Origin of the sequence: Streptomyces tendae, from assembly GCF_014650435.1 — a bacterium.
Lineage (GTDB): Bacteria > Actinomycetota > Actinomycetes > Streptomycetales > Streptomycetaceae > Streptomyces > Streptomyces tendae.
On record NZ_BMUY01000020.1, the window covers coordinates 84492 to 102356 of the forward strand.

The 17865-nt window shown below is 73.5% G+C and carries 19 protein-coding genes; 8 read left to right on the top strand and 11 right to left on the bottom strand.

The window, feature by feature from the left end:
- Positions 1 to 21: 21 nt before the first annotated feature.
- From IE258_RS36640 to IE258_RS36650, 3 genes are read right to left on the bottom strand one after another with little or no spacing between them, the layout of a single operon-like run.
- A complete protein-coding gene (locus IE258_RS36640) occupies positions 22 to 375 on the bottom strand; it encodes a UBP-type zinc finger domain-containing protein (RefSeq protein ID WP_087811155.1) in 354 nt (117 codons plus the stop codon).
- Positions 372 to 1847, bottom strand: a complete 1476-nt coding sequence (locus tag IE258_RS36645; protein ID WP_373309976.1) for an ATP-binding protein — start codon at positions 1845 to 1847, stop codon at positions 372 to 374. The genes IE258_RS36640 and IE258_RS36645 overlap by 4 nt, the downstream gene beginning before the upstream one ends.
- A gap of 11 nt (positions 1848 to 1858) precedes the next feature.
- Positions 1859 to 3535, bottom strand: a complete 1677-nt coding sequence (locus IE258_RS36650; RefSeq protein ID WP_189750144.1) for an NAD(P)/FAD-dependent oxidoreductase — start codon at positions 3533 to 3535, stop codon at positions 1859 to 1861.
- Between the two features lie 211 nt (positions 3536 to 3746).
- On the opposite strand from IE258_RS36650, the gene IE258_RS36655 reads away from it, so the two are divergent.
- On the top strand, positions 3747 to 4619 hold the full coding sequence (locus tag IE258_RS36655; RefSeq protein ID WP_189750145.1) for a universal stress protein: 873 nt from the start codon (positions 3747 to 3749) through the stop codon (positions 4617 to 4619).
- Between the two features lie 16 nt (positions 4620 to 4635).
- Here the strand turns inward: IE258_RS36655 and IE258_RS36660 are convergent, their stop codons facing one another.
- The 3 genes from IE258_RS36660 to IE258_RS36670 all read right to left on the bottom strand — a co-directional run bounded on the left by IE258_RS36660 (position 4636) and on the right by IE258_RS36670 (position 7333).
- Positions 4636 to 5868: a DUF4032 domain-containing protein gene (locus IE258_RS36660; RefSeq protein ID WP_189750146.1), complete on the bottom strand. Its 1233-nt coding sequence runs from the start codon at positions 5866 to 5868 to the stop codon at positions 4636 to 4638.
- A 9-nt stretch (positions 5869 to 5877) separates the two neighbouring features.
- Positions 5878 to 6624 (bottom strand): MBL fold metallo-hydrolase, encoded by a 747-nt coding sequence (locus IE258_RS36665; RefSeq protein WP_189750147.1) that lies wholly within the window; start codon positions 6622 to 6624, stop codon positions 5878 to 5880.
- 79 nt (positions 6625 to 6703) lie between these two features.
- Positions 6704 to 7333 carry an alpha-ketoglutarate-dependent dioxygenase AlkB gene (locus IE258_RS36670; protein WP_159326409.1) on the bottom strand — a complete coding sequence of 210 codons (630 nt, stop codon included), beginning with the start codon at positions 7331 to 7333 and terminating at the stop codon, positions 6704 to 6706.
- Between the two features lie 176 nt (positions 7334 to 7509).
- On the opposite strand from IE258_RS36670, the gene IE258_RS36675 reads away from it, so the two are divergent.
- Positions 7510 to 8133, top strand: a complete 624-nt coding sequence (locus IE258_RS36675) for a TetR/AcrR family transcriptional regulator (protein WP_189750148.1) — start codon at positions 7510 to 7512, stop codon at positions 8131 to 8133.
- A gap of 38 nt (positions 8134 to 8171) precedes the next feature.
- On the top strand, positions 8172 to 9845 hold the full coding sequence (locus tag IE258_RS36680) for an FAD-binding dehydrogenase (RefSeq protein ID WP_189750149.1): 1674 nt from the start codon (positions 8172 to 8174) through the stop codon (positions 9843 to 9845).
- Between the two features lie 85 nt (positions 9846 to 9930).
- On the opposite strand, the gene IE258_RS36685 is transcribed toward IE258_RS36680, so the two are convergent.
- Both IE258_RS36685 and IE258_RS36690 read right to left on the bottom strand, forming a co-directional pair.
- Positions 9931 to 10182: a WhiB family transcriptional regulator gene (locus tag IE258_RS36685; RefSeq protein WP_159326411.1), complete on the bottom strand. Its 252-nt coding sequence runs from the start codon at positions 10180 to 10182 to the stop codon at positions 9931 to 9933.
- Between the two features lie 122 nt (positions 10183 to 10304).
- Complete coding sequence (locus tag IE258_RS36690) at positions 10305 to 11207, bottom strand: LysR family transcriptional regulator ArgP (protein ID WP_189750150.1); 903 nt, start codon at positions 11205 to 11207, stop codon at positions 10305 to 10307.
- Positions 11208 to 11286: 79 nt separating this feature from the next.
- Here IE258_RS36690 and IE258_RS36695 point away from each other — a divergent pair, with 79 nt between their 5' ends.
- Both IE258_RS36695 and IE258_RS36700 read left to right on the top strand, forming a co-directional pair.
- The gene (locus tag IE258_RS36695; protein ID WP_161378070.1) at positions 11287 to 11901 is read left to right on the top strand and encodes a LysE/ArgO family amino acid transporter; all 615 of its coding nucleotides are present in this window, start codon (positions 11287 to 11289) and stop codon (positions 11899 to 11901) included.
- Positions 11902 to 11995: 94 nt separating this feature from the next.
- Positions 11996 to 13306 (top strand): MFS transporter, encoded by a 1311-nt coding sequence (locus IE258_RS36700; protein WP_229892656.1) that lies wholly within the window; start codon positions 11996 to 11998, stop codon positions 13304 to 13306.
- A 7-nt stretch (positions 13307 to 13313) separates the two neighbouring features.
- Here the strand turns inward: IE258_RS36700 and IE258_RS36705 are convergent, their stop codons facing one another.
- From IE258_RS36705 to IE258_RS36715, 3 genes are all read right to left on the bottom strand, one after another.
- Positions 13314 to 13769, bottom strand: a complete 456-nt coding sequence (locus tag IE258_RS36705) for a cyclic nucleotide-binding domain-containing protein (RefSeq protein ID WP_189750152.1) — start codon at positions 13767 to 13769, stop codon at positions 13314 to 13316.
- Positions 13770 to 14063: 294 nt separating this feature from the next.
- The gene (locus tag IE258_RS36710) at positions 14064 to 15542 is read right to left on the bottom strand and encodes an aminotransferase class I/II-fold pyridoxal phosphate-dependent enzyme (RefSeq protein ID WP_189750153.1); all 1479 of its coding nucleotides are present in this window, start codon (positions 15540 to 15542) and stop codon (positions 14064 to 14066) included.
- A gap of 48 nt (positions 15543 to 15590) precedes the next feature.
- Positions 15591 to 15806 (bottom strand): hypothetical protein, encoded by a 216-nt coding sequence (locus IE258_RS36715; RefSeq protein WP_159326416.1) that lies wholly within the window; start codon positions 15804 to 15806, stop codon positions 15591 to 15593.
- Between the two features lie 155 nt (positions 15807 to 15961).
- Here IE258_RS36715 and IE258_RS36720 point away from each other — a divergent pair, with 155 nt between their 5' ends.
- From IE258_RS36720 to IE258_RS36730, 3 genes are all read left to right on the top strand, one after another.
- On the top strand, positions 15962 to 16420 hold the full coding sequence (locus IE258_RS36720) for an ATP-binding protein (RefSeq protein WP_189750154.1): 459 nt from the start codon (positions 15962 to 15964) through the stop codon (positions 16418 to 16420).
- A 184-nt stretch (positions 16421 to 16604) separates the two neighbouring features.
- On the top strand, positions 16605 to 17477 hold the full coding sequence (locus IE258_RS36725; protein ID WP_189750155.1) for a SigB/SigF/SigG family RNA polymerase sigma factor: 873 nt from the start codon (positions 16605 to 16607) through the stop codon (positions 17475 to 17477).
- A gap of 65 nt (positions 17478 to 17542) precedes the next feature.
- Positions 17543 to 17800, top strand: coding sequence for a DUF5133 domain-containing protein (locus tag IE258_RS36730; protein ID WP_164460997.1), 258 nt, complete (start codon positions 17543 to 17545; stop codon positions 17798 to 17800).
- Positions 17801 to 17865 lie beyond the last annotated feature (65 nt).

Sequence of the window (17865 nt, forward strand, 5' to 3'; positions counted from 1 at the left end):
GCGGTCCGCCCGGCGGCCGGGTCAGCGGTGGAGCGTGCTCGCCCAGTCGGCCGGGACCCGGCCCGCCGGGCCCGGGGACGGCTGGTCGGCCGGATGGCTGCCGGGCGGGGCCAGGTCCGGGCCCGACTCGCGCACCTCGTTGGTCGCGTAGTCCCAGTACCACTCCTCGCCCGGCTCGAAGCTCTGCACCACCGGATGCCCGGTGGACCGGTAGTGGCCGGTCGCGTGCTGTCCCGGTGAGCTGTCGCAGCAGCCGACGTGGCCGCAGCTCGCGCAGCGCCGCAGGTGGAACCACCAGCCGCCGGCCGCGTCGCACTCGGCGCAGCCGGTGCCGCTCGGCGGGACGGTGGGGTCGATTCCGGTGTCGCTGGTCATACCGGCTCCTCGCTCGGATCGGCGGTATCCGTCTGATCGGTGTTCGTCTGATCGGTTTCCGTGGCGGTGAGCGGCAGCAGCACCTGGAAACGGGTGTCCCCCGGAACGGACTCGACCTGGAGGCTGCCGTGGTGCTTGTTGACCACGATCCGCCAGGAGATGTCCAGCCCGAGCCCGGTGCCCTCGCCCACCGGCTTGGTGGTGAAGAACGGGTCGAAGATGCGCTCCCGGATCTCCGGGGCGATCCCGGTGCCGGTGTCCCGGAACTCCACCAGCAGCCGGTCGTGGTGGAGCGCCGTCCGCACGGTCAGCGTCCCCTCGCCGCCCGCGCCGTTCACCGCGGCGACCGCGTTGTCGATCAGGTTGGTCCACACCTGGTTCAGCTCCGCCGGGTACGCCGGGACCCGGGGCACCGTACGGTCGTACTCCTTGACGACCTCGATCCGCGGACCGATCTTCCCGGAGAGCATCAGCAGGGTGCTGTCGAGGAGTTCGTGGACGTCGACCGTCCGGTGGGGCGCCCGGTCCAGCTGCGCGTACTGCTTGGCCGCGTCCACCAGGTGGGAGATGCGGGCGGTGGAGTCCGCGATCTCGTTCATCAGCAGCTCGGTCTCGACCGTGTAGTTGAGCCAGCCGATCGCTCCCGGCAGGATCTCCGCGTCCACGGCCGCCGCGACCTGCTCCAGCCACTCGGTGTCGAGACCGGCCTGCACGAAGGTCGGCGCGAGCTGCCAGCCCTGCCCGATCCCGTGGTCCTCCAGCCAGTCGCCGAGGACGTCCTCGCGGTCGGCCGCCTCCAGCGGGCTGAGCGAGGGCGCCTTGGCCACCCGCTCCGCCGTACGCTCCTGGATGTCGATGAGCCCGGCGAGCGCGTCGCGGGAGAACGGGCCCTCGGCGATCACCGCGAGCTTGTGCCGCATCTTCGCCACCCGCTCCCGCAGCGTCTCGGTGGCCCGCACCGCGGCCGCCGCCGGGTTGTTCAGCTCGTGGGTGAGACCCGCGGACAGCGAGCCCAGCGCCAGCAGCCGCTCGCGCTGACCGATGGCGCGCTGGGTGTTCTTGGACCCGAAGAACAGTCCCTCCAGCAGGTGCACCGCCATGGGGAACCACTCCCGCATGACGGCCGCGAAGGTGTCCGCCGGGAGCACGAAGAACCGCGTCGGCTCGGTGACCCGCATCGAGTTGTTGTAGACCTGCGGCACCCGGTCGCCGACGTACGCCTGCATCGCGCCCGCGTACACCCCGGGCTGCGAGGTGCGGTTGGTCTCCACCTCGTCTCCGCCGACCCGGCGGGTCAGCACGACCGTCCCCGCCAGCATCACGTAGAAGCAGGTGGCGTCCTCGCCCTCCGCGTACACCGGGCCCGGGTCGAACAGCTCCACTCGGCCTTCGGCGCACAACCGGCCCAGCTGCTCCGGCGTCAGCTTCTCGAACAGGAACAGCTTCCCGATCTCCTCCGGGCTGCACGGCATCGGCCGCCCGCTCACGACTGCTCCAGGTACCGGTGGACGAGCATCACGGCCATGGCTCCCTCTCCGACGGCGGACGCGACCCGCTTGGCGGACTCCGCGCGGGCGTCGCCCGCCACGAACACGCCCGGGACGCTGGTCTCCAGGTGGTACGGCGGCCGGTCCAGCTCCCAGTCGGCCGGCGGCCGCCCGTCGGGGGTGAGATCGGGCCCGGCGAGGATGAAGCCGCGCTCGTCCCGCAGCACCGTGCCGTCCAGCCAGTCGGTCAGCGGGGCCGCGCCGATGAACACGAACAGCCACTGCGCGTCGACGAGTTCGGTGGCGCCGCTGACCGCGTCGCGCAGGGTGAGCCGCTCCAGGTGGCCGTCCCCGTGCGCGCCCTCGACGACAGTGCCGCAGCGCACCCGGATGTTGGGCGTCTCCTCGATCTGCTGGATCAGGTAGTACGACATCGACGCCGCCAGGGAGCCGCCGCGCACCAGCAGGGTCACCGACTTGGCGCCCCGGGCCAGGTACATCGCCGCCTGCCCGGCCGAGTTGGCGCCGCCCACGATGTACACGTCGTGGCCCTGGCAGGACGCCGCCTCGGTCAGCGCCGAGCCGTAGAACACCCCGCAGCCGGCCAGGTCCTCGGTGCCCGGCGCGGTCAGCTGCCGGTAGGACACGCCGGTCGCCAGGATGACGCTGTGCGCGGCGATCGCCGAGCCGTCCGAGAACCGGACCACCCGCGCCGCGCCGTTCGCCTCCAGGCCGGTCACCTCGCGCGCGGTGAGGATCTCGGCGCCGAACTTCGCCGCCTGCCGCCGGGCCCGCTCGGTGAGCTGGCCGCCGGAGACGCCGTCGGGGAAGCCCAGGTAGTTCTCGATGCGCGAGCTCTGCCCGGCCTGGCCCCCGGTCGCCGACCGCTCCACCAGCACCGTGCGCAGCCCCTCCGAGGCGCCGTACACGGCCGCGCCCAGCCCCGCCGGGCCGCCGCCGATCACCACCAGGTCGTAGAAGTCGGCCGTCGGCGTGGTCGCCAGGCCCACCCGCGCGGCCAGCTCGGGCGCCTCCGGCTCCACCAGCGGGGTCCCGTCCGGCGTGACCACCACCGGCAGCCGCTGCCCGTCCTGCCCGGCCGCCGACAGCAGCCGCCGCCCCTCCGGCTCGTCCGAGGAGTACCAGCGGTAGGGCACCTGGTTGCGGGCCAGGAACTCCCGGACCTCCGAGGACCGCGCCGACCAGCGGTGCCCGACGACCTTGGTGCTGGGCACCGGGCGGTGGTCGCCGGTGCGCCAGGCCTGGAGCAGGTCGTCCAGGACCGGGTAGAGCTTCTCCTCGGGCGGGTCCCAGGGCTTGAGCAGGTAGTGGTCCAGGTCGACGACGTTGATCGCGTCGATCGCCGCGTTGGTGTCCGCGTACGCGGTCAGCAGCACCCGCCGGGCGCCCGGGTACACGTCCAGGGCCTGTTCGAGGAACTCGATGCCGTTCATCTGCGGCATCCGGTAGTCGGCCAGGATCACGGCCACCAGGTCGCCGCGCAGTTTCAGTTCGCGCAGTGCGTCGAGCGCCGACTCGCCGGACTCCGCGCGCACGATCCGGTACGTCGCGCCGTAGCGCCGCCGCAGGTCGCGGGCGACGGCGCGGGACACCCCCGGATCGTCGTCCACGGTCATGATGACGGTCCGTGTCTCCCCGTCGGCCTGTGCCATACGTCCCCCACGTCGAGCGGCCGGATTCACGGCACGGCGTCCCCGTCACCGCACCGGCCTTCGCCCATCGTATGTTCGATCGCGGGTCCTCGCGCGGGCGGCGGGAGCGGGGCGGCCGCCGCCCGTACGCTCCCCCCGCGCGGCCGTGCGGGCGGCTTGGGGAAGACTGGGCTCCGAGAACGACGTTCCCGCAACCCAGGGAGGGATCCGCATGACGCGCCCGATCACGGCAGGCTCGGACGGCTCGGAGGAGAGCCTGGCCGCACTGGCCTGGGCGGCGAGGGAGGCGGTCCGCCGCCGCGCCCCGCTGCACGTCGTGCACGCCTGGCGGTTCCAGGGCCAGGGCGTGGCCGGCTCGGTGGACCGGGAGACGCAGGAGGGCTGGGCGCGCGACGCCCTGGCCCGGGCGGTCGGGACGGTCGCCGAACGCCACCCCGGCCTCACGGTGACCACCGACGTCCACGAGGGCGACGCCGTCGCGGCGCTGCTCGGTGCCGCGGCCGACGCCGAGACACTGGTGCTCGGCTCGCGCGGGCACGGCGCGGTCGTCGGCTTCCTGCTCGGCTCGGTCGGGCAGCAGGTGATCGCCGAGGCCACCCGGCCGGTCGTCCTCGTGCGGGCCGGTGACGAGGCCGCCGCCGAGGCGGCGGGCCGCGAGGTCGTCGTGGGCCAGCAGGGCGAGCCGGAGGACAGCGCCGACGTCATCGGGTTCGCGTTCGAGGCGGCTGCCGCCCGGGGCGCCACCGTGCGCGCGGTGCGGGCCTGGGCCCTGCCGACCGTCTTCACCTACAGCCCCGGCTCGATGGCGCTCGCCGACGAGGCCGGGGGCCTGGAGCAGTACGAGCGCAAGGCGCTCGGCGAGGCGCTCGCCCCGTGGCGCGAGCGCTTCCCCGACGTCCCCGTGGTGGAGCACGTGGAGATGGGCAGCGCGGGCCAGGTGCTGCTGTCGGTGTCCGCGAACGCCCAGCTCGTGGTGGTCGGCCGCCGGGCCCGGCGTACGGCCGTCGGCGCCCGGATCGGCTCGGTGGCGCACGGCGTGCTGCACCACGCGGAGTGCCCGGTGGCGGTGGTCCCGCACACCTGAGCCCGGGGCGTGCCGCTCAGTCCGCCGTGGGCTGCAGGCTTGCCCTGACCTTGGGCAGGATGTTGACGATGTAGTCCTCGACGGCCGTGTCCAGGCCGATGTCGTGCTGCGCCCGCTCCGAGAGGTACCAGCGGTGCTCCAGCAGCTCGTGGTAGATCTCCGCCGGGTCCATCGCGCCGCGCAGCTCCACCGGCACGGCGCGCACGGTGGGCCGGAAGACCTCGCGCACCCAGCGGTGGGCGAGGACCTCCGGGCGGGCGCCGAGGGGATCGCCCGGGGCGTAGTCGTCCTGGGTGGCCATCCAGCTCTCCAGGTCGTTCAGCAGCCGCCTGGCCTGGTTCTCCTCGGCGTCCAGTCCGGTCAGGCGCAGCAGCTGGCGCTGGTGGTGACCGGCGTCGACGACCTTGGGCACGAAGGTGACGGTGTCGCCGTTGGAGGCGTGCTCGATCTGCATCTCGGCCACGTCGAAGCCGAGGTCGTTGAGCCGCCGGATCCGGCGCTCGATGTAGTGGTACTTGCCCGCCGGATAGACGGAGGTGCGGGTCAGCTCCTGCCACAGGCTCCGGTAGCGGGCGCAGATCTCGGTGCCGAACTCGACCGGGTCGACGGAGGGGTGCAGCGCCCCCGATGCCTCCAGGTCGAGCAGCTCCCCGCTGATGTTCACCCGGGCGAGGTCGAGGTCGTAGTCGCGCTGGCCCTCGCTGAGCCGCGGGTGCAGCTCCCCGGTCTCGGCGTCGACCAGGTAGGCGGCGTAGGCGCCCGCGTCGCGCCGGAAGAGCGTGTTGGACAGCGAGCAGTCCCCCCACGCGAACCCGGCCAGGTGCAGCCGGACCAGCAGCACCGCGAGAGCGTCCATCAGCCGGTGCATGGTCGCCGGGCGCAGCGTCGTCTCGAACATCGACCGGTAGGGTTGCGAGCCGCCCAGGTGCCGGGTGACCAGCACCGGTTCCAGCGCCTCACCGGCGGCGTCGGAGCGGCCGGTGACCACGGCCAGCGCGTCCACCGCCGGGATCGCGAGCCGGTCCAGGTCGCGCAGCAGCTGGTACTCGCGCAGCGCGGGCCGTTCGGCCAGCTCCTTGACGGCGATCACCTCGTCCCCGGCGCGCGCGTAGCGGACCACGTGCCGGGAGATGCCGCGCGGCAGTGGCACGAGGTACTCCTCGGGCCACCGCTCCAGCGGCAGCTGCCAGGGCAGTTCGAGCAGGAGCGCGGGGTGCTCCGGATTGGTGGCACTGATCTGCAAGGCCATGCCCCGACTCTAGAACGCCCGTTCCCGGGCCAGGTCCGCGGCGTCCTTCACCGGCCCCCGGTGGACCGGACCATGGCCCGGCAGCAGGACGTCGCCCTCCAGAGCGGCGACGACGTCGAGCGAGGCGAGGGCGCCCGCCCGGTCGTGGTGGAACAGGTCGGGCAGCAGCTGCGGTCCCTCGGTCCGGGAGAGGGCGTGCCCGCTCACCAGCGCGTCGCCGGAGATCACCACCCCGGCGTCGGGGAGGTGGTAGACGCAGTGGCCGTCGGTGTGCCCCGGGGTGTGCACCGGCACCGGCCGGCCGGGCAGGTCGAGGGCACCGTCCGTCGGGAAGGGCGCGGGAGCGGTCACCGGGTGCTGCTCGGTGCCGCCGGTGCGCAGCACGTGCACCATCCAGGGCAGTACGCCGGGGCGCCAGGCGTTGCGCAGCACCGTGCCGACCGACACCTGCTGGAGGAAGTCGCGCCGGGCGTGCGGCACCTCGGCCTCGTGCAGCAGGACCGGGGTGCCGTGGGCGGCGCGCAGGTACTCGGCCGAGCCCAGGTGGTCGTTGTGGGCGTGGGTGACCAGCACGGCCGCCACCGCCTCGGGCGAACTCCCGACGGCGGCCAGGGAGTCGAGCAGCGCCCGGCGGTCGCCGGGGTATCCGGTGTCGACGAGGGTCGCCGCGTCGCCGTCGGTGAGGATGACCCAGTTGGTGTGGCCGCCGTGCACCAGGTAGGTGCCGTCGGCCACTTGCCGTACGTCCGCGCTCATGGTCTCCCGCGTTCCAGGTCGGTGGTGCCCCCGCGCGGGACAGCCAACCAGAAACCGGGCGCGGGCGGTTGACCGGCCCTCAGCGCACGCCCTGCGGGCGGAACTGGACGCTGATGCGGGGACCGGCGGCGCGGGTGCTCTTGGGGATGCAGTGCTCCCAGGTGCGCTGGCAGGAGCCGCCCATCACGATCAGGTCGCCGTGGCCCAGCGGGCGGCGCACGGTCCGCCCGCCCCCGCCCGCGGGGCGGAGCAGCAGGTCCCGGGGTGCGCCCACCGAGAGGATGGCGACCATCGTGTCCTGGCGCGCGCCGCGTCCGATCCGGTCGCCGTGCCAGGCGACGCTGTCCCGGCCGTCGCGGTAGTGGCACAGCCCCGCGGTGGTGAACGGCTCGCCCAGTTCCTCGGCGTAGTGCGCGGACAGGGCGTCGCGTGCCTCCGTCAGCAGGGGATCCGGCAGCGGGTCGCCCGCGCCGTAGAAGGCCAGCAGCCGGGGCACGTCGACGACGCGTTCGTACATCTCACGCCGCTCGGCGCGCCAGGGGACCTCGGCGGCCAGCCGCTCGAACAGCGCGTCGGCGCCGCTCAGCCACCCGGGGAGCAGGTCGATCCAGGCCCCGGAGCCGAGGTGGGTGCGGCGCAGTCCGTCGAGCGGACCCAGCCCGACCTCGTCGGTCTGGTCGAAGAGCGAGCCCTGGAGATGCCTGGTCATGGGACCAGCGTACTCCAGATTCGAAAATACGTTCTAAGAGCGTGGTCATCACCCGTCGTCACCCGTCGCCGCCTCTTCGTCCCCCTTTCCGTGGCGGGCCTTTCCGTGGCCGGCCTCTTTCGATACGTCGGTGTATCCGATACATTCGCGCATCGAATCGAGCGAAGGAGCCGGGCATGGTCCCGAAGGCGGTCACCGGGCGGGTGACCAGGCGGCGCGTGCGCACCCGTGCGAACCTCCTGGACGCCGCGTTCGCGGTGTTCGCCGCCAAGGGCTTCGGCCGGGTGTCGATCGAGGAGGTCTGCGAGGCGGCCGGGTACAGCCGGGGCGCCTTCTACTCCAACTTCGACAGTCTCGACGAACTGTTCTTCGCCCTCTACGAGCAACGGGCCGACCTGATCGCCGAGCAGGTGTCCGCCGCCCTCGCGGCCGACGGCCCCGATCTGGACGTGCCCGCCGCCGTGGAGCGCGTCAGCGAGGTGCTGCTCCTGGACCGGGACTGGCTCCTGGTCAAGACGGACTTCCTGGTGCACGCCGCCCGCGACCCGGAGGTCGCCCGGACCCTGCTGGAGCACCGCGCCCGGCTCAGGCGGGCGATCGCCGACCGGCTCGCCCGGGCCCGCGGACACACCGCACTGCCCGCGGTGCTCGGCGACGCCGAGGAAGCCGCGCACGCCGTGGTCGCCGCGTACGACGGGGTCACCACCCAACTGCTCCTGGACCGGGACGTCGTCCGCGCCCGGGTCTGGCTGGGGCAACTGCTCACCGCGCTGCTCACCGACGGCAGCACGCGTCACTGACCACGGGGTCACCGACACAACAGGAAGGGACGGTCGCCATGGATGCCGACGTCATCGTGGTCGGAGCGGGTCTGGCGGGCCTGGTCGCGGCCCACGAGCTGACCAGCCGGGGCCGGAGGGTCGCCCTGGTCGACCAGGAGAACGCGGCCAACCTCGGCGGGCAGGCATTCTGGTCCTTCGGCGGCCTCTTCCTCGTCGGCTCCCCGGAACAGCGGCGGCTCGGCGTCAAGGACTCCCTCGACCTGGCCTGGAACGACTGGCAGGGCAGCGCCGGATTCGACCGCACCGAGGACCAGGACTCCTGGGCCGTGCGCTGGGCGCGGGCCTACGTCGAGTGGGCGGCGGGGGAGAAGCGGTCCTGGCTGGCCGGGCACGGCATCACCTTCCTGCCCACCGTCGGCTGGGCCGAGCGCGGCGACCTGAGGGCGGGCGGGCACGGCAACTCCGTGCCCCGCTTCCACATCGCCTGGGGCACCGGCACGGGGGTCGTCGAGCCCTTCGTGCGGTACGCGAAGCAGGCCGCGCGCGACGGGCTGCTCACCTTCCACCACCGCCACCGCGTCGACCACCTGGTCGTCGAGGGCGGCAGCGCGCGCGGGGTGCGCGGCACGGCCCTCGCCCCGGACGACTCACCGCGCGGAGTCGCCTCCAACCGCGAGGCGGCCGGGGAGTTCGAACTCACCGCCCGAGCCGTGATCGTCACCTCCGGCGGCATCGGCGCCGACCACGACATCGTCCGCCGCCACTGGCCCGAGCGCCTGGGCACCCCGCCCGCCCGGATGGTCACCGGCGTTCCCGCCTACGTCGACGGCCGGATGCTCGACATCAGCGCCGAGGCGGGCGCCCGCCTGGTCAACCGGGACCGGATGTGGCACTACACCGAGGGCGTGCGCAACTGGGACCCGATCTGGCCCGGCCACGGCATCCGCATCCTGCCCGGACCGTCCTCGATGTGGTTCGACGCGCTCGGCCGCCGGCTGCCCGAGCCGTACCTGCCCGGCTACGACACCCTCGGCACCCTGCGCCACCTGCGCACGGCCGAGGGCCTCGCGGAACACGACCACTCCTGGTTCGTCCTCACTCAGAAGATCGTCGAGAAGGAGTTCGCGCTCTCCGGCTCCGAGCAGAACCCCGACATCACGGCCAAGGACCGCGCCGGCTTCCTGCGCGAACGCGTGCTGGGCAAGGGAGCACCGGGCCCGGTGGACGCGTTCCTGCGCCACGGCGCGGACTTCGTGACCGCGCCGAACCTGGAGCAACTGGTGGAGAAGATGAACCGGTTGACCGACGAGCCGCTCCTGGACGCCACCGCACTCCGGCGTCAGATCGAGGCCCGCGACCTGCAACTGGCCAACCCGTACGCCAAGGACGCCCAGGTGCAGGGCATCCGCAACGCCCGCCGCTACATCGGCGACCGCCTCGGCCGGGTCGCCACCCCGCACCGCATCCTAGACCCGGCGGCCGGCCCGCTGATCGGCGTCAAGCTGCACATCCTCACCCGCAAGACCCTCGGCGGCATCCAGACCGACCTCGACTCCCGCGCCCTGGGGGCCGACGGCACCCCGGTCGAGGGCCTGTACGCGGCCGGCGAGGTGGCCGGCTTCGGCGGGGGAGGGGTGCACGGGTACAACGCGCTGGAGGGCACCTTCCTCGGCGGCTGCCTGTTCTCCGGACGGGCGGCGGGCCGGGCCGCGGCACGGGAGACCGCCTGATCGACGCGCGGCTCCCGCGGGGGACTTGGCCGCGGGGAGCGGCCCAGGGACCGCGACGGCCTCAGGTCCGGCCCCGGCCACGCGGTCAGCCGGACCTGCGGCGCGCGGCCTCGCGCCGCTTGAGCGCCCGGCGTTCCAGTTCGCTGGTGCCGCCCCAGACGCCGAGGGTCTGCCCGGTGTCGAGTGCCCAGCGCAGACACTGCTCCTGGACCGGGCAGGTCCGGCAGACCGCCTTCGCCTGCTCGGTCTGCAATGCGGCCGGGCCGGTGGTGCCGATCGGGAAGAAGAGGTCGGGGTCCTCCGTCCGGCATGCGGCGTGCTCTCGCCAGTCGTCCATCAAAGTCACCTGCGATCGGTATCGTTGCGCCCTCGTGCATGGCTTACTCCGATGCGGGTGACCTGTCGACAGCGGTGCGAAACCGGGCGGACGCCCGTTGTGCCGCCCACGGTGCCGGGCGCCTAGCGGCGCAGCGCCCGGGCGGCCGCCACCACCACCGCGTCCGCCACCGCGGCCAGCGCCGGGGAGTCGAGCTTCCACTGCTGCCAGTACAGCGTGATGTCCACCGCCAGGTCCGGGGCGAAGCAGACGAGCCTGCCGGTGCGCAGCAGGGGGTCCGCCTGCGGCTGGGGCACCATGCCCCAGCCGAGACCGGCGGCGACGGCCTCGACGAAACCCTCCGAGGTCGGCACGTAGTGCCGTGCGGCGCTCGCGCCGTCGTGACCGAGCCGCCGCGCGAAGGCGTCCTGGAAGTCGTCCCGCCGGTCGAAGACCACCACCGGAGCCCCGGCGACGACCTCGTGCGGCGGGCCCGCCAGACGGTGCGCGGCGAAGTCCGCGGTGGCGCACGGGAGATAGCGCATCCGGCCCAGGGCCCGGACGGTGCAGCCCGGCACCGGTTCGGGCGAGGACGTCACCGCCGCCATCACCACGCCCTCCCGCAGCAGCGTCGCCGTGTGGCCCTCGTCCTCGCGGCGCAGTTCGAAGCAGAGGGCGGGCTCCTTCGGGAGGCGGGTCAGGGCGGGCAGGAACCAGGTCGCCAGCGAGTCCGCGTTCACCGCCACCGACACCCGGGTCGGCTCGCCCTCCCCCCTCAGGCCCAGCTCGGCCGAGGCGTCCCGCTCCAGCCGCGCCACCTGGCGGGCCAGCCGTACCAGCACGGCACCGGACTCGGTCGCCCGCACCGGCTTGGTGCGCAGCAGCAGCACCCGGCCGGTGCGCTGCTCCAGCGCCTTCACCCGCTGACTGACCGCGGACGGGGTCACGTGCAGGGCGGCGGCAGCCGCGTCGAACGTGCCCTCGTCCACCACGGCCAGCAGGGTGCGCACCTGGTCCAGCGGCAGATCCGCGAAGGTCGTCGTCATGCCGGATGATGATACCTGCTAAGGATACGTAAGAATCTTTAGCTGTACGTGCGGTGATCGCCCGCTTAGCGTCGAGTGCATGAACAACGCCCTTACGGCAGCCGCCGCCGGTTTCGGCACCGGCCTCTCGCTCATCGTCGCCATCGGCGCCCAGAACGCCTTCGTCCTGCGTCAGGGGGTCCGCCGCGACGCGGTCCTCGCCGTGGTCGGGATCTGCGCGCTGTCCGACGCCGTGCTCATCGCCCTGGGCGTCGGCGGGGTCGGCGCCGTCGTGGTGGCCTGGCCGGGTGCGCTGACCGCCGTCGGCTGGATCGGCGGTGCGTTCCTGCTCTGCTACGGCGCCCTGGCCGCCCGGCGGGTGTTCCGTCCCTCCGGTGCGCTGCGGGCGGACGGCGACGCCGCGGGCTCGCGCCGCCGGGCCGTGCTCACCTGCCTGGCCCTGACCTGGCTCAACCCGCACGTCTACCTCGACACCGTCTTCCTGCTGGGGTCCGTCGCCGCCGACCGGGGGCCGCTGCGCTGGACCTTCGGTCTCGGGGCCGCGGTCGCCAGCCTGGTCTGGTTCGCCGCGCTCGGTTTCGGCGCCCGCTACCTCGGCCGTTTCCTGGCCCGGCCCGCGGCCTGGCGGGTCCTCGACGGTCTGGTGGCCGCCACCATGATCGTCCTGGGTCTCTCCCTCGTAGCCGGAGCCTGAGCCCGGATCCGGCCACGCGCGGCCCGGCGGGCTCGAACGGACCTGCGATAGTGATCCCCGCAGACGAAAGATGTACCGAGCATGTAGGAAGCGCGTGGACACCAGCGAGAGCAGTGGCGAGAGCGGCACCGAAACCGGGGCGAAGGCCCCGGCGCCGGACGGGGAGCGGCAGCGGGGGTGGCGCCGCTGGGCCATGGACACCCGCCCCCTGCGCCGCCCGGCCTACCGCAGACTGTGGTCCTCGACCATCGTCACGGCCGTCGGCAGCCAGCTCACCGCGGTCGCCGTGCCCAAGCAGATCTACGACATCACCGGCTCCTCGGCCTGGGTCGGCGCCGCGAGCCTCGCCGGTCTTCTGCCGCTCATCGTGTTCGCGCTGTGGGGCGGCGCGGTGGCCGACACGATGGACCGCCGCAAGCTGCTCCTGATCACCAACACCGGCATCGCGGTGACCTCGCTGCTCTTCTGGATACAGGCGGTCACCGGCATGGAGTCGGTGGCCGCGCTGATGCTGCTGCTCGCGCTGCAACAGGCCTTCTGGGGCCTGAACGCCCCGGCACGCAACGCCTCCATCGCCCGTCTGGTGCCCGAGGGCGAGCTGCCCGCAGCCAACGCGCTCGGGTCGACCGTCATGCAGACCGGGCAGGTGGTCGGCCCGCTGCTGGCCGGTGCGCTGATCCCGCTGATCGGACTGCCGGAGCTGTACCTGATCGACGCCCTGGCCCTGTGCGTCACCGTGTGGGCGGTCTACCGGCTGCCCGCGCTGCCGCCGCTGGCGGGCACCGGGGTCCGGCGTGCGGGCATGCGCGAGGTCGTGGCCGGCTTCCGCTACATCGCCGGGCACAAGGTGCTGCTGCTGTCCTTCCTGGCCGACATCGTCGCCATGGTCCTCGGCATGCCCCGAGCCCTGTTCCCGCAACTCGCCGCCGAGACGTACGCCCCCTACGGCGAGGGGCTCGCGCTCGGCCTGCTGTTCGCCGCGATTCCCATAGGTGCGGTGGCCGGCGGCCTGTTCTCCGGCACCTTCTCGCGGGCCCGCCGGCACGGCTGGATGGTGATCGGCGCGGTCGTCGTCTGGGGCGCCGCCATCGCCGGGTTCGGGCTGAGCGGCAGCCTGTGGCTCGCGGTGGCGTTCCTGGCCGTGGCCGGTGTGGCCGACATGGTCTCCATGGTGTTCCGCGGGGCGATCCTGCTGTCCGCGGCCACCGACGAGATGCGCGGGCGCATGCAGGGCGTGTTCACCGTCGTGGTGGCGGGCGGCCCGCGGCTGGCCGACGTCCTGCACGGCGGCGCCGGGTCCGCCTTCGGCGCGCGGGAGGCCGTGGCAGGCGGCGGGCTGCTCGTCGTGGCGGTGATGCTGGCCCTGGCCGTCGCGATGCCGGCGCTGCGCCGCTACCGGGTCTGACGGCGGCTCACAGCGAGCCGCGTCCGTGCAGCGCGTAGTGCTCCATGAGCCGGCCCCGGGTGGACTCCAGCCGGTGGGCGAGGATCTCCGCGACCGACCGCACCAGCACGATGCCCAGCTGCGGGTCGCGCTCGCACAGGTCGAGCACCGAGGCCGCGTCGAACTCGTAGGCGCGCACCGGGCTGAACGCCTCGGCGCCGAAGTCCCACTCGTAGGGCGGGAACAGCCAGGACCAGCCGAGCAGGTCGCCCACGCCGAGACTGGCGACCGTGACCCGCTGCACCGACGTCACCTGCTGGGTCAGGGAGACCGCGCCGGAGCGCACGACCCAGAAGCGGTCCGCCCTGCCCCCCGCCTCGAAGATCCGGTCGTCCTCCGGGAAGGAGACCTCCTGGGCCAGTTCCATCAGCCGCGCGCGCTGGGGGAGGGGGAGGGCGGTCAGGAGTTTGATCGCTTTGGTCATGGCACGGGGCTCCTCGCCGGCGATTCGGTTCCGGGGCTTTCCCTATGCCCATTTCAGTCGCTGTCGCCCATCCGGGCACCTCGGCGGACGGCGGGATTCCGTACGGATTCCGTGCCCGAACCGGGGGCGGCGGCGCGAGGGCATGAAAAAGCCCTGGCCGGACGGGGGAGGCCGGCCAGGGCCGTAAGCGGTGACCGCGGAGGACATTTCGGTCGACTCCGTCGCCACGTATGGATGAACGCTAAACCATCTCTGGGCGTTCGGCGAAACCGACACCCCGACAGGTGATCCGTTTCACTCGCCCCGCGCCGCGACGACCCTGATCGTCTCCAGCGCCGGATCGGTCGGGTCGGGCAGGTACATCCCCGCCTCCAGGCCGCTGCGCAGATAGCGCAGGACCGGCTCGGCCAGCCGCTCACCGGGCAGCACGGCCGGGATGCCGGGCGGGTACGGCGTGATCATCTCCGCCGCCACCCGGCCGGCGGCCCGGTCCAGGGGCACGTCCTCGGTGGCGCCGAAGAACGCGTCCCGGGGCAGGCACACCTGCGGCATCCGCAGCTCGGCCGGCGAGGGCACCTCGACGCGCGGTGCGGGGCGCAGGCCGGGAGCGGCACGGGCGAGGTCCTTGAGCGCGGTGAGCAGCTCGTCCGCGGTCTCCCGGTCGTCGCCGTGGGTGATCTGCGCGCCGATGCGGCGGTGGTCGGTGATGTGGGCGATCACGCCGCGGTGCTCCCGCAGCCAGTCCGCCGCCCTGAAGCCCGAGATGCCGAGCCCGTCGAGGTCGATGACGACCGGCAGCGGATCGAAGCCGTGGCCCGCACCGGGTCCGCAGAAGTCGTCCCGGTCGTTGACGTGCATGCCGTCGATCTGCTCGACGGCCGCCCGGACGCCAGCCGCCAGCTCCAGGGCGCCGCCCATCAGCTCGTGCCCGCGAAGCGCCATCTGCCGCCGCCAGCCGTCCAGACCGGCGAAGATCAGTACCGACGGGCTGGTGGTGCTCAGCAGGTCGGCGCGCATGCCGAGGAGCTTGGGCTGCACCAGGTCGCCGCGCAGATGGAACACCGAGCCCTGCTCCAGACCGCTGCCCATCTTGTGGATGCTGGTCACGCAGATGTCGGCGCCCGCGTCCATCGCCCAGGAGGGCAGATCGGGGTGGAAGGGCAGGTGCGCGCCCCACGCCTCGTCGACGATCAGCGGCACCGAACGCCGGTGGCAGACCTGGGCGACGGCCCGCAGATCGGCGCTCACGCCGTACGGCGTCGGGCTGGTGACCAGGGCACCCTTGGCGTCGGGATGGGCGGCGAAGGCATCCTCGAACGCCTCGGCGGCGGGCGGATGGGCCAGATGCCGCTCCGCGTCCCAGCGCGGTTCCACCCACACCGGCTCGATGCCGGACAGGATCAGCCCCGAGACCACGGACTTGTGGGCATCCCGGCCGATCAGCAGCTTCTCGTGCGGCCCCGCCACCGCCAGCATCGCCGCCTTCACCGACAGGGAACTCCCGCACGTCGAGAAGAACGCGTGATCGGCGTGCACGGCGTCCGCCATCAGCTCCTGGGCGCGTTGCAGCACCCGGCCCCGGGTGAGCCGGTCGTCGAGTCCGGCCGTCGCCAGCACGTCGCCGTGGAACACCGCGTCACCGAGCACCTCGCGCACCGCCGGGTCCGCCCCGCGCGCCTGCTTGTGTCCGGGCGGCGTGAACGACAGCCGTCCCTCGCGGCGGTACTCGACCAGGGCTTCCAGGACCGGTGCTCGGCTGTGATCGGCGCTCATGCCGACCGGTTTCCCGCCCGGCGCCGCGTCAATCCGTCCCGCCGCGCCTCACCGCGCGTTCCGCCCCGGGGTCAGCACCTCGTCGAGCACCCGCAGGACGGCCTCGTACGCCACCGTCCGCACGGCCGCCTCCCGGGATGCCTCCGGGTCGGTCGAACGCAGCTCCTCGCTGCGCGCCCGCCAGTGCCGCCCCTCCTCCAGCGCGCGGCTCCTCGCGCGGTGCATCCGGCGCAGCAGTTCGTCCGAGTCCACAACATCCGTCATGCATCCCGCGTACCCCCGCTGGGCGCCCGGATGGCCCTTGGGCCGCACGGAGGACCGGAGGTTTGCCCGTACCCGCAGAGGTCAGCCGACAGTGACGAGGCCGCACGGCGCGCACACGGCCGAACCGGACCGTCCCACGAACAGGGAGCTGACGGATGCGTGACAGGGACACGACTCAACCCGTCGTCGAACAACGCGGCACGGACGCCTGCCGCCGGTGCCCGCCGTGCAGGCCCGCCGACGCCCGCAGGGCGGTCGAACGCGCCGTCACCGAAGGCCGCGGCGCCCCCGGCCGCGCGCCGTGCGACCCGGGCGCCCTGTCGGACGCCGTGCTCGTCGCCTCCGAACTGACCACCAACGCCATCCTGCACGGCGGCGGCATCACCGACTTCCGGGTCGACGTGGTGGACCCCGGGGCGCGACCGGGAGTGCGGCTGTCGGTGTGCGACCGCAGCCACGACCTGCCGGTGGCCGTGCCCGCCACGGACGACCGGGGCCGCCGGCGCCTCGGTGGCCGGGGCTGGCCGATCGTCTGCCGGCTGGCGCGCGAAGTACGGGTGGCAGATCTTCCCTCCGGAGGCAAGTGCATCACCGTGGTCGTTCCGCTGTCCTGATGACTTTTCGAAAAGCGGAGTTTGTTCCACCGGCGCAGGGGCAGTCGCAGATTCGTGCTTCGGACCGGAGGCGCAGCAGCGGGAGCGGTACGGCTGCTTCGGTGCCCCGGGTGTGCCCGGGCGCCCCGGACAGCGCCGTTCCCGCGGAAAGTCCCCTGAGACCACCGTTCAGGAGCGGATCCGCATGCTCATAGAAACGCCCACCGTCCCTCCCGGTACCCCCGAGACCACCCGGCCCGCCGACCCCTCGAACGCCCCGGCCCGCCGCCGGCACGACGACGCTCCCGACACCATGGCCCTCTTCGGCCGCCTGGCGGGGCTCGCGGACGGACCCGAACGCGACGCCGTCCGCGACGAACTGGTCACGGCCTGGCTGCCCATGGCCCACCGGATCGCCGGTCGGTTCCGGGACCGCGGGGAATCCATCGAGGACCTCCGCCAGGTCGCGGCGCTCGGCCTGGTCAAGGCCATCGACCGCTTCGACCCGGAGCGCGGGGCCTTCGAAAGTTACGCCGTGCCCACCATCACCGGCGAGGTCAAGCGCCACTTCCGCGACCGGATGTGGGCCCTGCGGGTGCCCCGCCGGGTCCAGGAACTGCGCAACAAGGTGCGCGTGGCCCGCCGGGAACTCGCCCAGAGCCCGGGCAGTCCCGAACCCTCGGTGGCCGCCCTCGCCGCCCACACCGGACTGACCGAGGACGAGGTCGGCGCCGGGATGGAGGCGCTGGAGAGCTTCAGCACCCTGTCGCTGGACGCCGAGCTGTCGGCCGGCGACGACGGCTACAGCCTCGCGGACACCCTCGGCGCGGCCGACGCCTCGTACGACACCGTGATCGACCGCGAGTCCGCCAAGGAGGGCCTGCGCAGGCTGCCCGAACGGGAGCGCGCCATTCTCTACATGCGCTTCTTCGAGGACATGACACAGAGCCGGATCGCCGACTCCCTGGGCATCTCGCAGATGCACGTCTCGCGGCTCATCAGCCGCAGCTGCGCCCGCGTGCGCGACGAGGCGCTGGGCCGGCACACGGCCCGCCCCGGACACCCGGCGCGGACCTGATGGGCCGAGGGGGCGACGAGCCTGACACAACGGCGACACCGGACACACAGGGAGGGACGGAACGGATGCTGATGCCACACCCCGCGGTGCTGCGCGGACTCCTGGCGGAGTACGAGGCGGCCGCGGCCGACGAGCCCGTCGATGCGACGGGCCGACCGGGCCCGCGGACCCGGGACCTGGCGTACACGCTGTGCGTGTCCACCGGTACCCGTGACGTGCGCCGGGCCCTGGAGACCGCCCGGCGCCACCTCGCGGACGCGCCGGCACCGGCGACGCCACCGGCGCCCGTGGCCGCCGGCGCGCCCGCGGGCGTGGCGGACTGACGCCGGGGACGGCCAGGGGCACGACGGACGACCGCCCGTACACCACCCGTCGGTGTACGGGCGGT

Excerpts from the sequence above, each read along its gene's own strand:
- IE258_RS36640 (WP_087811155.1), bottom strand. The coding sequence starts at position 375 with ATGACCAGCGACACCGGAATCGACCCCACCGTCCCGCCGAGCGGCACC.
- IE258_RS36645 (WP_373309976.1), bottom strand. The coding sequence starts at position 1,847 with ATGCCGTGCAGCCCGGAGGAGATCGGGAAGCTGTTCCTGTTCGAGAAG.
- IE258_RS36650 (WP_189750144.1), bottom strand. The coding sequence starts at position 3,535 with ATGGCACAGGCCGACGGGGAGACACGGACCGTCATCATGACCGTGGAC.
- IE258_RS36655 (WP_189750145.1), top strand. The coding sequence starts at position 3,747 with ATGACGCGCCCGATCACGGCAGGCTCGGACGGCTCGGAGGAGAGCCTG.
- IE258_RS36660 (WP_189750146.1), bottom strand. The coding sequence starts at position 5,868 with ATGGCCTTGCAGATCAGTGCCACCAATCCGGAGCACCCCGCGCTCCTG.
- IE258_RS36665 (WP_189750147.1), bottom strand. The coding sequence starts at position 6,624 with ATGAGCGCGGACGTACGGCAAGTGGCCGACGGCACCTACCTGGTGCAC.
- IE258_RS36670 (WP_159326409.1), bottom strand. The coding sequence starts at position 7,333 with ATGACCAGGCATCTCCAGGGCTCGCTCTTCGACCAGACCGACGAGGTC.
- IE258_RS36675 (WP_189750148.1), top strand. The coding sequence starts at position 7,510 with ATGGTCCCGAAGGCGGTCACCGGGCGGGTGACCAGGCGGCGCGTGCGC.
- IE258_RS36680 (WP_189750149.1), top strand. The coding sequence starts at position 8,172 with ATGGATGCCGACGTCATCGTGGTCGGAGCGGGTCTGGCGGGCCTGGTC.
- IE258_RS36685 (WP_159326411.1), bottom strand. The coding sequence starts at position 10,182 with ATGGACGACTGGCGAGAGCACGCCGCATGCCGGACGGAGGACCCCGAC.
- IE258_RS36690 (WP_189750150.1), bottom strand. The coding sequence starts at position 11,207 with ATGACGACGACCTTCGCGGATCTGCCGCTGGACCAGGTGCGCACCCTG.
- IE258_RS36695 (WP_161378070.1), top strand. The coding sequence starts at position 11,287 with ATGAACAACGCCCTTACGGCAGCCGCCGCCGGTTTCGGCACCGGCCTC.
- IE258_RS36705 (WP_189750152.1), bottom strand. The coding sequence starts at position 13,769 with ATGACCAAAGCGATCAAACTCCTGACCGCCCTCCCCCTCCCCCAGCGC.
- IE258_RS36710 (WP_189750153.1), bottom strand. The coding sequence starts at position 15,542 with ATGAGCGCCGATCACAGCCGAGCACCGGTCCTGGAAGCCCTGGTCGAG.
- IE258_RS36715 (WP_159326416.1), bottom strand. The coding sequence starts at position 15,806 with ATGACGGATGTTGTGGACTCGGACGAACTGCTGCGCCGGATGCACCGC.
- IE258_RS36720 (WP_189750154.1), top strand. The coding sequence starts at position 15,962 with ATGCGTGACAGGGACACGACTCAACCCGTCGTCGAACAACGCGGCACG.
- IE258_RS36725 (WP_189750155.1), top strand. The coding sequence starts at position 16,605 with ATGCTCATAGAAACGCCCACCGTCCCTCCCGGTACCCCCGAGACCACC.
- IE258_RS36730 (WP_164460997.1), top strand. The coding sequence starts at position 17,543 with ATGCTGATGCCACACCCCGCGGTGCTGCGCGGACTCCTGGCGGAGTAC.